Consider the following 13,883-nt stretch of genomic DNA (forward strand, 5'->3'; position numbering starts at 1 on the left):
CTGTCCGGCCTCATCACTTCCATTCAAAAACCCCCTATTCTTTGGTATACTATTCTTAGTTTACCAAGTAAGGGGTTAATCAAGATGAACATCAGCCGCTTTGCCCGCCTGACTCAACGTCGCGGCAAAACATTTTTATCTAAAAATGTTTCTTCGATCCAAGTGATCGTTTTTTATTATATTGTGATGACCGTTCTCTCATTGGCTTTGTTTTATCTGCCTTTTTTTCGTGAACCGGGTTCTCATGCCTCTTTCATCGACCTTTTTTTTATGGCTGTCAGTACGGTCAGCGTGACCGGGCTCACCACATTTCCGATCAATGATATTTTCAATGACCGCGGCGTGGTGCTGCTTGAAGTCCTTTTTCAAGTAGGTGGATTGGGTATTATGATGATCTCTACTTTTTTTGCGATCGTTTCTCGACGAAAAATCAGCTTGAAACAACGACAGCTGATCATGACGGATATGAACCAGCCTAAACTAAGCGGGATCGTGCGCATGATTCGTACGACATTCACCATCATTCTGTTGTGCCAAGTCATAGCTGGCACCGTCTTTGCCATCTATTTTCACTTGTATGGCTATTACGATCATTGGCGAGATGCAATTTTTTATGGTTTTTATCAAGCCATATCAGCAGTCACCAACTCTGGCTTTGATGTCACAGGCAACTCCATTTTACCTTTTGCCCATGATTACTTCTTTCTGATCTCCATCATGCTGTTGATTTTTATTGGCGGGATTGGGTTTCCAGTCATTATGGATTTTCGTGAGTGGGTCCAATTTAAACTAAAAAAACGGCGTCGCCAATTGCCGTTTCGTTTTTCCTTATTTACCAAAATCGCTGTCTTGGCTTTTGTGATCCTCTTTGTTGGCGGTACCCTGGCCATCTTCTTTCTTGAAAAAGATCATTTGTTCAAAGATTACAGCTTTAGCGGAATGTGGGTAAACAGCATGTTCTATTCAATGACCACCCGGAATGCTGGTTTGCAGATCCATGATTTAGGAAATTTTCAAACGACGACATTGATCGTTTTCTCTTTGTTGATGTTTATCGGCTGCAGTCCAAGTTCTGTTGGCGGCGGCATTCGGACAACGACGATCGCTATCATAGGTCTTTATCTATATGCTTTCTTGAAAAGTGAAGACAACATCAGTATTTTTGGTCGACGCATTGACGATGATGATGTGCGAAAATCAGTGGTCGTCTTTATGCTATCTACGGGGATGTGTTTCTTTTGCGTGTTGTTCTTGACCGCAACCGAAGATATTCCTTTGATTGCGATCATTGTCGAAGTTTCTTCTGCTTTTGGAACAACCGGTTTATCGCTGGGGATTACAGGGGATTTATCTACGATTGGCAAATTGGTGATTGCCTTGCTGATGTTCATCGGACGGATTGGCATGCTCTATACCTTGATGCTGTTCGTACCGAAAGAAACCCGCGACATCGGCTATGAATATCCAACTGAGAAAATCATTATTGGTTAACAGATGTCTTGCTCTTGTTCATTAGATTGCTTGTACCATACAGGTCAGCTTTGTTGCTGGCCTCTTTTTATTCTCCTTAGCAGAAACTTAAAGAATAGCAAAAGCAATTTAACCTTTTGGGTTGGATATGGTATGATAAATTGAATTTGCGTGATCTTTTCAGTGCGCTAAATGGAGGGTAAATTATGGGTATACGAAGTCAACTGGCGGTCACAGTCGGTAAGACCTCTCAGTGGGTATTAAAAAACTTTTTCAAAGGCGGATCTAGTCTGCCAGGCAAATTGGCATTAAAAGTCGATCCGCATATCTTGGATCATTTGGCCAAAGATTATCAAGTGGTCGTTATCACAGGAACGAATGGCAAAACCTTAACGACCGCATTAACAGTCAACATTCTGCGTCAGGAATTTGATGAAGTGCTCACCAATCCAACTGGCGCAAACATGGTGCAAGGGATCGTTTCGACGTTCTTGTCTGCAAAACCAAAAAAAGGCAAAAAATTTGCTGTTTTAGAAATTGATGAAGCCAGCCTAAGCAAAGTCACACGCTATATCAAGCCAGAACTATTTGTCTTTACCAATATTTTTCGCGATCAGATGGATCGTTATGGAGAAATCTATACAACATATAAGATGATCGTTGAAGGAGCTGCAAATGCACCTGAAGCGACGATATTATGCAATGGTGATTCTCCGCTATTCAATTCTGTCAAAACGGTCAATCCTCGGAAATATTATGGATTCGATCATTTGCCTGATCAAGAGCAGATGGCTCATTACAATACGGATGGTGTTTTATGTCCAGAATGTCATCACTTGCTGCATTACCAAATGATCACCTATGCCAACTTGGGCAAGTATTACTGTCCAAATTGCGGCTTCCATCGGCCAAACTTAGACTACCGATTGACTGCGATCTCAGCGATGGACAATACTTCAGCTGATTTTGTGATCGATAACAATCCCTATCGGATCGAAGTTGGCGGTATGTACAATGTTTACAACGCCTTGGCGGCAACCGCTGTTGCGGAATACTATCAAGTGGCACCTGAGAAAATCAAGTCTGGTTTAGCCTATGATGAGAAAGTCTTCGGACGTCAAGAAGTGATCCGGATCGGTGACAAAGAATGCACCCTTGTTTTGGTCAAAAACCCTGTTGGTCTTAATCAAGTTATTGATATGATTGGTCTTTCCCCATACCCATTCTCTCTGGTCTGTCTATTGAATGCCAATTATGCAGATGGCATCGACGTCAGCTGGATTTGGGATGGTGACCATGAAGCTTTTGCACAAATGGGTATCCCCAAAGTGATTGCAGGCGGTGATCGCCATAAAGACATGGCCTTGCGTCTGAAAGTTGCTGGCATTCCGGAAGAATCGATCACTGAAACCAAAGACTTAGATGAAGTCATCAATGATATAGCTGATCTTCCGACAGAAAAAGTCTATATTTTAGCCACGTATACTGCGGTCTTGCAATTGCGCAAAAAATTAGCAGAAAAAGGCTATATCAAAGGAGGAATGGGACGTGACTAAGTACAGTCTATCTGTTGCCCATTTATACGGCAACTTGCTGAATACCTATGGCGACAACGGCAATCTCCTGATGCTGCGCTATGTGGCTGAGAAAATGGGCGTTGCCTTCAATGTGGAAGTTGTCAGTATCCATGAACCTTTCGATGCCGAAAAATATGATTTGGTCTTCTTTGGCGGTGGGCAGGATTTTGAACAATTGATTGTCTCCAAAGATATCCAAAGTAAAAAAGACGACTTGACCCGCTATATCGAAAATGATGGTGTCATGTTAGCTATTTGCGGCGGCTATCAATTATTAGGGCATTATTATATGGGGGCCAACGGGGAGAAAATCGAAGGCATCGGCGCGCTCGATCACTATACACTTAGCCAAGACAACAATCGTTTCATCGGTGACATCGTGATCCACAATGAACGATTCGACGAAACGTACTATGGTTTTGAAAATCATAATGGGCGGACTTTTTTAGGTAAAGGCGAAAAGCCTCTTGGCAAAGTCATCGAAGGCCATGGCAACAATGGAGAAGATCAAACAGAAGGTGTCGTTTACCGGAATGTGTTTGGTTCTTATTTCCACGGTCCATTACTCGCCCGCAACGAACATTTGGCGGAACGCTTGATCCGTACTGCGTTGACCAATCGTTATGGGGAGCTTGATGTGTAAAGCATGCGTTTCATCATCAAGCTAAACTTATTTTTATAGTGTATAGAACAGCACAATTTAGTGCTGTTCTTTTTTTGTGGGAAAATTCCCTGACTTTGCTACCTTTTCTCATTGCTTGAATCTAAGTGCCTACTCATTAAAGAACCATTGTAACCGCTATCACATTTTTTTATACTAAGTATGTAGTAAAAATTGAAAGGGGATGTTTAAAAAAATGATGGAAAAGATTCAGCGCTTCGGAGGCGCCATGTTTACACCCGTTCTTCTATTTTCATTTTCAGGTATTATGGTAGCACTTTGTATTATTTTCAAAAACCCAATGTTGGTTGGCAGTATCGCTACAGAAGGTACTACCTGGTATGCCATCTGGACGATCATTGAGAATGGCGCTTGGACTGTATTCAATCAAATGGAATTGCTTTTCGTTATAGGTTTACCGATTGGCTTAGCAAAAAAAGCAAACGCACGCGCAGCCATGGAGGCTTTTGTCGTGTATATTACATGTAATTATTTTATATCTGGCATGATTGAATACTTTGGAGATTTTTTTGGTGTGAACTTCGCTGCGGATGCTGGTGGGGAGAGTGGTTTGAAGCTAATAGCTGGAATCAAAACATTAGATACAGGAATCATCGGTGCAATTTTTATATCTGCAATCGTCGTTTATTTGCATAATCGATTCTTTGATACAAAATTACCAGATTTTCTTGGTATTTTTCAAGGTTCTTCATTCATTGTTATTTTAGGTTTTTTCATTATGTTGCCAGTTGCTTTTCTGATTGCTTTGATTTGGCCAAAAGTTCAAGCAGGTATTGGTTCAATGCAAGGATTTTTAGCAAGTGCCGGTGTCTTTGGGGTGTGGCTATATACATTTTTAGAGCGAATATTGATTCCCACAGGCCTCCATCACTTCGTTTATACACCTTTTGTTTTTGGTCCTGCTGTTGTTGAAGAAGGCATTTCAAAATACTGGATGGCACATTTACAAGAATTTGCACAATCAAGCACACCATTAAAACAGCTATTTCCTGAAGGTGGTTTCGCGCTTCATGGAAATTCCAAAATTTTTGCTGCCCCAGGTATTGCAGCTGCCTTTTATTTTACAGCTAAACCTGAGAATAAAAAGAAAGTATTAGCGATTTTGATTCCTGCAACATTAACAGCTGTTTTAGCTGGTATTACGGAACCACTAGAATTCACATTCTTGTTTATCTCTCCGCCACTGTTTGCCGTACATGCTGTTCTCGCAGCTACAATGGCTGCAACGATGTTTGCCTTTGGTGTTGTTGGTGATATGGGTGGTGGGTTCATTGATCTATTAGCCAAAGTTTGGATTCCATTGTTCCAAAATCATAAATCAATGATTTTCACACAATTATTGATAGGTCTAGCCTTCACTGCAATTTACTTTATCGTTTTCCGTTTCTTGATTTTGAAATTCAACTTGGCTACACCAGGCAGAGAAGACAGCAACGCAGAGGTAAAACTATATTCGAAAAAAGAGTATAAAGAGAAAAAAGCAGCCAACGGAACCCCCTTAGTTGCCGGGGCAAATCGATATACAGAACAAGCCGCTGTTTATCTAGAGGGTTTTGGCGGGCGCGATAACATCGATAAAGTGACGAATTGCGCCACACGCCTCCGCATCACAGTCAGAGATCAAAATCAGGTATTACCAGACAATGTCTTTAAAGAAGTCGGTGCCCACGGTGTTGTTAGAAATGGGAATGCTTTTCAAGTCATAGTTGGTTTAGATGTGCCACAAGTAAGGGAACAATTCGAAAAATTATTAATGATCAATGAATAGAAAGGAAGAATTATAAATGAAAAAATTTTCAATCGTTATTGCAGGAGGCGGTAGTACATTTACGCCAGGAATCGTTTTGATGTTACTTGAACATTTAGACCGTTTTCCAATTCGTCAAATCAAATTTTATGACAACTTAGAGGAGCGACAAGATAAAGTCGCACAAGCGTGTGAAATTTTATTGAAGGAACGTGCCCCTGAGATTGATTTTTTAGCGACTACTGATCCTGAAACGGCATTTACTGATGTTGATTTCGTGATGGCGCATATTCGTGTCGGGTTGTATGCCATGCGTGAGAAAGATGAAAAAATTCCTTTGAAGTACGGTGTTGTTGGTCAAGAAACTTGTGGTCCTGGCGGGATAGCCTATGGTATGCGGTCTATTGGCGGTGTATTGGAATTGGTTGATTACATGGAACAATATTCACCAGAAGCATGGATGTTAAACTACTCCAACCCAGCAGCAATCGTTGCAGAAGCAACCCGTAAATTAAGACCACATGCGAAAATCATCAATATCTGCGATATGCCTGTGGGCATTGAAGAACGGATGGCGCAAGCAATTGGATTGACATCCCGCAAAGACCTGATCGTCCGCTATTATGGCTTAAACCATTTTGGCTGGTGGACAGATATTCGTGATAAGTCAGGAAAGGATCTGATGCCAGCTATTAAAGCGCACGTAGCTAAGTATGGATACTCTTTAGCAGAAGAAATTGAAGCATCACAACATACCGATGCGAGTTGGTCACATACTTTTGCTAAAGCAAAAGAAGTTTACGAAATTGATCCCTCTACCTTGCCAAATACGTATTTGAAGTACTACTTTTTCCCACAAGATGAAGTTGCTCATGCCAATCCAAATTTCACGCGAGCGAATGAGGTTATGGCTGGTCGTGAAAAACATGTATTTGGTGAATGTCAAAGAATCATTGAAAACCAAACAGCCAAAGATACTTCCTTAGAAGTGGATGAGCATGCCAGTTATATTGTTGATTTAGCCCGTGCTATTGCCTACAACACACAAGAAAGGATGTTGTTGATCGTACCCAATGAAGGAGCGATCGTCAATTTTGATCAAACTGCTATGGTTGAAGTCCCTTGTATCGTAGGAAGCAATGGACCTGAGCCCATCACACAAGGCAGTATTCCCCGCTTTCAAAAGGGGATGATGGAACAGCAAGTCGCCGTAGAGAAATTAGTGGTTGAAGCATGGGAAGAACATTCTTATCATAAATTATGGCAAGCGTTGATTTTATCTAAAGTAGTTCCGAATGCAAGAGTAGCAAAAGAATTGTTAGATGATTTGATTGAAGCGAATCAATCATTCTGGCCTACACTCCATTGATTAGTACGTCCACCGAATTCCCTCTTTTTCAGTTATACTTAAATAAAAGGAGGGAATTTTTTTGAAATTACAGATTTTGATCCACCAACATCATTCAGATTTAAGCACTCTTGACCGTGAAATTCTATCTTACATCCTGAAAAATGAAGACACGATCTCAAAACTGAATATTATTGATTTGGCTGAACGTGTACATGTGTCTAAATCATCTATTTTGCGCCTAACAAAGAAACTTGGATTCTCTGGTTATTCCGAATTCAAGTATTTCATGCGAAATCAGCAAAAAGAAGAACAAGTGAAACGCCACGATAAATCTATATTCGATAAACAAATGGATGATATTCTCGCTACCCTGAACTATATGAATAAAGTAGATCTGCGTGTGATCAACAAGTTGTTTGATGATAGCAAAACAATTTATTGTTACGCGACAGGGTTTTCTCAAAAAAAAGCTATCGAAGAGTTTTCAAAAATGATGTTGTCAATGGAAAAAAGAGTCATCGTACTACCAAATAAAACTGAGTTTGATATGGTGATGCCAATGATCACAAAAGAAGATTGTGTAATTATTGCATCATTGAGTGGCGAAACAGAAAATATCAAAGAAAATATCAGTACCTTTTCTATTCGCAAGATTCCCGTACTTTCATTAACTGCGCCAGGTGATAATTATTTCGCCCGCCATACGACCTATCACCTAACCTATTTCTGTGATTTCTTTCAAATAGGACGAAAAAAAATCCCTAGCCAGTCATTGATTGGCTTAAACTGCTTGATTGATTATTTGATTCGCTCTTATGGACAATTTACGCTAAAGGAGAGTGACTATGACTAAACGAAAGTTTCCATTCCATCCCATTTTGTTGGGTTACTGGATGATTGTTTCTTGTTTGTATTATTTATATGTATCTATTACGATCACAACCCAAAACATTTCACTACATTCACTATTATTAGCCAATCCTTTATTTACATTAGGTATATTATTGACAAGCATCATGATGCTTCAAACGGGGTCTCTACACTACATCGCCCGCTTCTCGCAAAGTAAAAATGGTTTATTAGGTAGGTATCTCTTTGTTTTACTATTCCAACAAATAATGACAGGAAATTTGATTGGTGCCGGATTGGTTTTCTTTTATCGAAATCAGTTAGAAAATCACTCAGAAAATCCAACCTCTTTAGAAAAAGGGCTTGTGTATGTTTCATGTACAATCTGTATCAGCTTAACTTTACTCATTTTACTGATTCTAAATAGAATTTGACTATTTGAATGATTTTTTAGGGCATGTGCATCCTGTTTACTGCATCACGATCTGCCTGCATAAACAAAAAAAGGAATCTCTGTGGGAGATTCCTTTTTTGCTACTCTTCTTTCCACGCCAAAACGACTTTCACACCAAAGTGATCACTGACGACCGGTACACGGTTGCCATCAAAAACGACCTCATATTCTCGGACGATTGCGTGTCCTGTAACAAAGACATAATCGATCCGCAACTGTCCTTCGTTTTCATGCCACCCATCGATTTTCTTATTCACCGTCGCTGCGCCAGTTGTTTGCTGTGCTGCGGCAAACGCATCTTGCCATTGCCATGGACTATCCAACACAAGCTGATACCCTGGACTGGCCGCATCATTGTTAAAATCGCCAAGAAGCAAGATTGGTTCCGTTGTTCCTTTTAAGAATGCTTCCGTTTGCTGCCACTCATGTGCAAATTTGCCTTGTTCCCACCACGAGAAATGACAGCTTAGGACACGGATCATCTTGCCAGCGACTTCTGTCAATCCGCTCAAATTTTTCCTAGTGGTATGGTCTAATACGTCATTGGTTTTTGACGCCAGATAGTCCGTTGCTACGATCGGCTGCTTTGATAACAGCGCATTGCCTTCGTGATACCGATCATAACCGATATGGCTATAACTCCAGGACCAATAATACTCAATATCCCTAATCTCTAATGCTTCAACCAAACGCAACGCAAAATTATCTTCCTTGATCTCAACAAAGGTTTGCGTTGGACAGTAGGAACCGTCAGGGAATATCGTTAGCGCCGTCATACTTTGATTGACTTCTTGCAGCGCAATGAGATCATAGTCCCCCGCTGCGATTTCGTCGGCGAGGATCTGCAGCTTTTCTTCTGCCTGTTCTTCTAACCAGCTATGGGTATTTAACGTTAAAACTTTCATGATAGCTCCTATCTTTCAATAACGAATCATTGCGAAAAAATCCATCGGATCAATCAACATGACCCGATGGTTTATTGTATTATAATTTGATCGTTCCAACAACCTTCTTCCCTGATTGCTGGCCAGTTTGTTCCAATGTGAATGCATCAATCTGATCTGTATTTGTGATGACAACCACGATGCTTGTTTCTTTTCCTGCAGCGGCCACAGCAGCAATATCCATTTCGGCTATTGCCTCGCCTAGCGCGACTTGCTGTCCCTCTGACACATGGACGTTGAATGGTTTGCCATCTAAATCAACTGTATCTAATCCCATATGCACGAGGACTTCGACGCCTTCATCCGTCAACAGACCGATGGCATGCTGGGTGGGGAAAACACTAGTGACTTTCCCAGATACCGGTGCATACACTGTTTCATGGTCAGGAATGACTGCAAATCCCTCGCCCATCATTTTACCTGCAAAAACCGGATCCTTCACTTGCTCGATTGGAACCACTTCTCCATCTGCAACCGACACCATGTCAATCGTCAATCCTTGGCTTTGATGCGCGTTCGGTGTATCTGCTGGCTCGGAAATGACTGCTGCTGGAATCGTAACACCGGAATCTAACAGATCTTGGATATCTGATTTTAAGACATCTGCTTTCGGTCCATAGACGGCTTGAACGCCATTGTCTTTGACGATCAAACCTAATGCACCAGCAGCTTTCCAAGATCGCTCATCACCGACAGCTGTCCGATCGTTCACGGTCACCCGTAACCGTGTCATGCAAGCATCAACATCCCGAATATTCTCGCGCCCACCCAACAAGTTTATAATTTTTACAACTTGTGCATTTGGATCAAGCGTGCCGTCTGCTGTTGCTGCTGCCGGCGCATCTGCAGCTCCTTCGACTTCATAATTGCCATTTCGGCCAGGTGTAGCAAAGTTGAACTTCTTGATCAAGAAATTCGCCAGGAAGTACATACCGACACCAAAAACAATGGTCACGAGAACAAAATTGATCAAGTCTTGCCCTAAGCCTGCATTGATTGCCATTGGCGTTCGTGTCAACAGCTCAATATTGCCAAAGGAATGCACACGCAGATGAACGATATCCGCCATCGCAAAAGCGGCACCTTGTACAACCGCGTAGACAATGTATAGCGGTACAGCCGCGAACATAAACATGAATTCTAATGGTTCTGTTACCCCTGTCAAGAAGACAGCAATGGCTGCCGACAAATACATCGACGTATACTTGTGGCGTTTGTCCGCATCTACGTTGTGATACATCGCATAAGACAAGCCCATCAAAATACCCGAAGAACCAATCATTTGCCCCACTTTAAAGCGGGCCGGCACAAAGTTTTCCAACAAAAATTGATACTGCGATGTGTCTCCGGCATTGCGCATATTAACCAGATCAGTCGCCCACGCCAACCATAATGGATCTTGACCAAACACTTGCGTTCCTGCTTGTGCGCCAGAAAGAATCGTGTAAGTCCCACCCAATTCTGTATAGTTGATTGGAATCGTCAACATATGATGTAAGCCAAATGGCAGCAGCAAACGTTCTAAAGTACCAAATAAAAACGGCGCCAAAACTGGTGCACTTTCTTGCGATTGGGCGATCCACAGCCCAAAATTATTGATGCCAGCTTGGATGTATGGCCATACCACAGAAAGGACCAATGCGACAGCAACTGACCGTGCAATCACCACAAAGGGAACAAATCGTTTGCCATTAAAGAAGGATAGCGCATCCGGTAATTTGCGGAAATTATAATATTTGTTATACGCAGTTGCCCCAACAAATCCAGCAATGATCCCCACAAAAACCCCCATATTCAAAGCGGGTGCTTCCAATACGCTAGTAAAAAAGCCATCGATCATGATTTTTGTGCCGAATAAGGTATGGGTGAACGCCCCTTCTTCTGCTAACATGGCACTCGTCACGCCAAAAATCGATCCAGTGATTCGATTGATCAATACAAAAGCGATACCAGCTGCAAATGCACCCCCAGCTCGTTCTTTTGCCCAACTGCCACCAATCGCTAACGCAAATAATAAATGCAAATTGCCAATAATTGCCCAACCAATACTTTCGATCACACCGCCTGTGGTAACAAGGACGCCCCAGTCAGCATTGATCATCGGGATCGTTTTCCCGATACTGATCATCAACCCAGCCGCTGGCATGACTGCAACGACCACCATCAGTGCTTTTCCGAATTTCTGCCAAAATTCGAAACTCAATAATTTTTTCATCTTCTTTCCTTCCTTTCTGAAACGATTGACGCAATCGGTTTCTCTACTTTTTCATTCTAACGAAGAAAAAACATTTTGTAAACCATCAATTTCTGAACGAACGATAGAAAAAAAGCCTTTTTTATTGAAGATTATTAACAAAAACAAGAAAACTCGCAGAATGCAACAACAAAGACTTGACCACGCAATCGTTTGCGCTTATGATAAATATATCATAAAAATTATGGAGGGCTCATTCATGAAGAAAATCCAACGATTGTTCGAAATCGATCCGTGGAAAATCGCCACATCAACATTAGATAAAGAAAACCGCCGACTGCAAGAGTCGTTAACAAGTATTGGAAATGGCTACATGGGCATGCGGGGCAATTTTGAAGAACAGTATAGTGGCGACCACCATTTAGGTACCTATATTGCTGGTGTTTGGTACCCTGACAAAACCCGCGTTGGCTGGTGGAAAAATGGTTATCCCGATTATTTCGGTAAAGTGATCAACGCTGTTAATTTTATCGCAATGGACTTATATATCAACGACCAGCAGGTAGACTTAGCCAAAGTCAGTCCGAAAGATTTCCGGATGGAACTAGATATGCAAACAGGTATTTTAAGCCGGACATTTACCGTGTCTTTAGCAGGCGCCACTGTGAAATTCTCTTTCGAACGTTTTTTAAGTATCGTTAAACGAGAACTTGCTTTGATCAAGATGGAAGCAGAAATCTTAGACGGCCACGCTGAAGTCAAAATCGTTTCTAAATTGGACAATAATGTCCACAACGAAGACAGCAATTATGATGAACGTTTTTGGGAAGAATTGGCTGATGGAAAAGCAGCTGATTTCAGCTATTTGACGACCCGTACAGTAGAGAATCATTTTGATATCGAACAATTTACTGTCACTTCTGCAATGCACCACGATCAAGTCCCTGACGCTTCCATAAAAAGTGAACTTTCTGTAGCCGACATCTTTGCTTTTAGTGGTGATGCTGGGACAGCATTCTCACTGATCAAAGAAGTGTTGATTATTACAAGCCGTGATGTGCCAGAAGCTGACCATCCAGCAAAAATTACTGAATTGGCTGCTTTATATGGAGCTTCATACGCAGAATTACGGCAAGAACAAGTCGATGCATGGCAAGCACGCTGGGCCTTAGCGGATGTCATCATAGAAGGTGATGACGCCGCCCAGCAAGGGATTCGCTTTAACCTGTTCCAATTGTTCTCTACTTATTACGGTGAAGATGAGCGGTTGAATATCGGACCGAAAGGGTTCACTGGTGAAAAATATGGCGGTGCCACTTATTGGGATACGGAAGCCTATGCTGTACCACTATATTTGGCTTTAGCAAAACCAGAAGTGACGCGCAACTTGTTGAAATATCGCCACAATCAGTTGCCGCAAGCCCACATCAATGCCCAAAAACAGGGATTGGCTGGTGCCTTATATCCTATGGTGACCTTCACTGGGATCGAATGTCATAACGAATGGGAAATCACCTTTGAAGAAATCCACCGCAATGGGGCAATTGCCTATGCGATCTATAATTATACAAATTATACTGGTGATACGACTTATATGAAACATGAGGGATTGGACGTATTGACGGCTATCGCACGTTTTTGGGCGGACCGTGTCCATTATTCGAAACGAAAGCAAGCATATATGATCCACGGCGTGACTGGACCAAATGAGTACGAAAATAATATCAACAACAACTGGTATACCAACAAAATGGCTGCCTGGGTCTTACGCTATACTTTAGAAAATTATCGCACTTTCGAAGATGAAACCAATGTCGAGATTTCTGCAGATGAGCAAGCCAAATGGCAGGATATCATTGACAACATGTATTTCCCAGAAGACCAAGAATTAGGAGTCTTCGTTCAACACGATACGTTCTTAGACAAAGACTTGATGACGGTATCTGACTTAGATCCTGCGCATTTGCCATTGAACCAGAACTGGTCTTGGGACCATATTTTACGTTCTTGCTTTATCAAACAGGCCGATGTGCTGCAAGGAATTTATTTCTTCGGTGATCAATTTACCAAAGAAGAAAAACAACGGAATTTCGATTTTTACGAACCAATGACTGTGCATGAATCTTCTTTATCCCCTAGTGTGCATGCTATTTTAGCCGCAGAACTGGGCATGGAAGAAAAAGCCTTAGAAATGTATGAACGAACTGCACGACTTGACTTGGATAATTATAACAACGATACCAATGACGGCTTGCATATCACATCAATGACCGGCAGCTGGTTGGCCATCGTACAAGGATTCGCCCAAATGAAAACCGACCATGGTCATTTAGGCTTTGCACCATTCTTGCCAAGCACCTGGCGCAGTTATGCATTCCACATCAACTACCGGGATCGTTTGATCTTTGTGTCTGTCGATGATACGACCGTTACGTTGAAGAAAATCTCAGGTGAATCATTGCCAATCAAACTTTACGGCAAAGACTGCATTTTAGAAACAGAAGTAACAGCTGACATCGTATAAGATTTGATTGAAAGAAGAAATGGCTGCATTTCTTCTTTCTTTTGATTGGTCCTACCATAACAGTGATACTTTGTGATACTATAAGCTAAAA

10 protein-coding genes are annotated in these 13,883 nt (G+C 41.7%); 8 read left to right on the plus strand and 2 right to left on the minus strand.

What is annotated here, in order from left to right; all coding sequences use genetic code 11:
• The first annotated feature begins 84 nt into the window (after positions 1 to 84).
• The 7 genes from AEQ18_RS04570 to AEQ18_RS04600 all read left to right on the plus strand — a co-directional run bounded on the left by AEQ18_RS04570 (position 85) and on the right by AEQ18_RS04600 (position 8,110).
• A complete protein-coding gene (locus AEQ18_RS04570) occupies positions 85 to 1,491 on the plus strand; it encodes a TrkH family potassium uptake protein (RefSeq protein WP_054115181.1) in 1,407 nt (468 codons plus the stop codon).
• A 185-nt stretch (positions 1,492 to 1,676) separates the two neighbouring features.
• On the plus strand, positions 1,677 to 3,026 hold the full coding sequence (locus AEQ18_RS04575) for a Mur ligase family protein (protein ID WP_054115182.1): 1,350 nt from the start codon (positions 1,677 to 1,679) through the stop codon (positions 3,024 to 3,026).
• Positions 3,019 to 3,690: a type 1 glutamine amidotransferase gene (locus AEQ18_RS04580; RefSeq protein ID WP_054115183.1), complete on the plus strand. Its 672-nt coding sequence runs from the start codon at positions 3,019 to 3,021 to the stop codon at positions 3,688 to 3,690. Before AEQ18_RS04575 ends, AEQ18_RS04580 begins: the two co-directional genes overlap by 8 nt.
• A gap of 214 nt (positions 3,691 to 3,904) precedes the next feature.
• Positions 3,905 to 5,497: an alpha-glucoside-specific PTS transporter subunit IIBC gene (locus AEQ18_RS04585; protein ID WP_054115184.1), complete on the plus strand. Its 1,593-nt coding sequence runs from the start codon at positions 3,905 to 3,907 to the stop codon at positions 5,495 to 5,497.
• Positions 5,498 to 5,513: 16 nt separating this feature from the next.
• On the plus strand, positions 5,514 to 6,845 hold the full coding sequence (locus AEQ18_RS04590) for a 6-phospho-alpha-glucosidase (RefSeq protein ID WP_054115185.1): 1,332 nt from the start codon (positions 5,514 to 5,516) through the stop codon (positions 6,843 to 6,845).
• Between the two features lie 61 nt (positions 6,846 to 6,906).
• Positions 6,907 to 7,680, plus strand: coding sequence for a MurR/RpiR family transcriptional regulator (locus AEQ18_RS04595; RefSeq protein ID WP_054115186.1), 774 nt, complete (start codon positions 6,907 to 6,909; stop codon positions 7,678 to 7,680).
• Positions 7,673 to 8,110, plus strand: coding sequence for a hypothetical protein (locus AEQ18_RS04600; protein WP_054115187.1), 438 nt, complete (start codon positions 7,673 to 7,675; stop codon positions 8,108 to 8,110). The genes AEQ18_RS04595 and AEQ18_RS04600 overlap by 8 nt, the downstream gene beginning before the upstream one ends.
• A gap of 100 nt (positions 8,111 to 8,210) precedes the next feature.
• On the opposite strand, the gene AEQ18_RS04605 is transcribed toward AEQ18_RS04600, so the two are convergent.
• Positions 8,211 to 9,035, minus strand: coding sequence for an endonuclease/exonuclease/phosphatase family protein (locus AEQ18_RS04605; RefSeq protein ID WP_054115188.1), 825 nt, complete (start codon positions 9,033 to 9,035; stop codon positions 8,211 to 8,213).
• Between the two features lie 79 nt (positions 9,036 to 9,114).
• On the minus strand, positions 9,115 to 11,289 hold the full coding sequence (locus tag AEQ18_RS04610) for a PTS transporter subunit IIBC (protein ID WP_054115189.1): 2,175 nt from the start codon (positions 11,287 to 11,289) through the stop codon (positions 9,115 to 9,117).
• Positions 11,290 to 11,527: 238 nt separating this feature from the next.
• Here AEQ18_RS04610 and AEQ18_RS04615 point away from each other — a divergent pair, with 238 nt between their 5' ends.
• A complete protein-coding gene (locus AEQ18_RS04615) occupies positions 11,528 to 13,792 on the plus strand; it encodes a glycoside hydrolase family 65 protein (protein ID WP_054115190.1) in 2,265 nt (754 codons plus the stop codon).
• The last annotated feature ends 91 nt before the right edge of the window (positions 13,793 to 13,883 follow it).

Source organism: Enterococcus sp. RIT-PI-f (assembly GCF_001297065.1).
Taxonomy (GTDB): Bacteria; Bacillota; Bacilli; order Lactobacillales; family Enterococcaceae; genus Enterococcus_D.

Coding starts and splice junctions, on each gene's coding strand:
- AEQ18_RS04575 (WP_054115182.1), top strand. CDS start 1,677: ATGGGTATACGAAGTCAACTGGCGGTCACAGTCGGTAAGACCTCTCAG.
- AEQ18_RS04585 (WP_054115184.1), top strand. CDS start 3,905: ATGATGGAAAAGATTCAGCGCTTCGGAGGCGCCATGTTTACACCCGTT.
- AEQ18_RS04590 (WP_054115185.1), top strand. CDS start 5,514: ATGAAAAAATTTTCAATCGTTATTGCAGGAGGCGGTAGTACATTTACG.
- AEQ18_RS04600 (WP_054115187.1), top strand. CDS start 7,673: ATGACTAAACGAAAGTTTCCATTCCATCCCATTTTGTTGGGTTACTGG.
- AEQ18_RS04610 (WP_054115189.1), bottom strand. CDS start 11,289: ATGAAAAAATTATTGAGTTTCGAATTTTGGCAGAAATTCGGAAAAGCA.
- AEQ18_RS04605 (WP_054115188.1), bottom strand. CDS start 9,035: ATGAAAGTTTTAACGTTAAATACCCATAGCTGGTTAGAAGAACAGGCA.
- AEQ18_RS04570 (WP_054115181.1), top strand. CDS start 85: ATGAACATCAGCCGCTTTGCCCGCCTGACTCAACGTCGCGGCAAAACA.
- AEQ18_RS04615 (WP_054115190.1), top strand. CDS start 11,528: ATGAAGAAAATCCAACGATTGTTCGAAATCGATCCGTGGAAAATCGCC.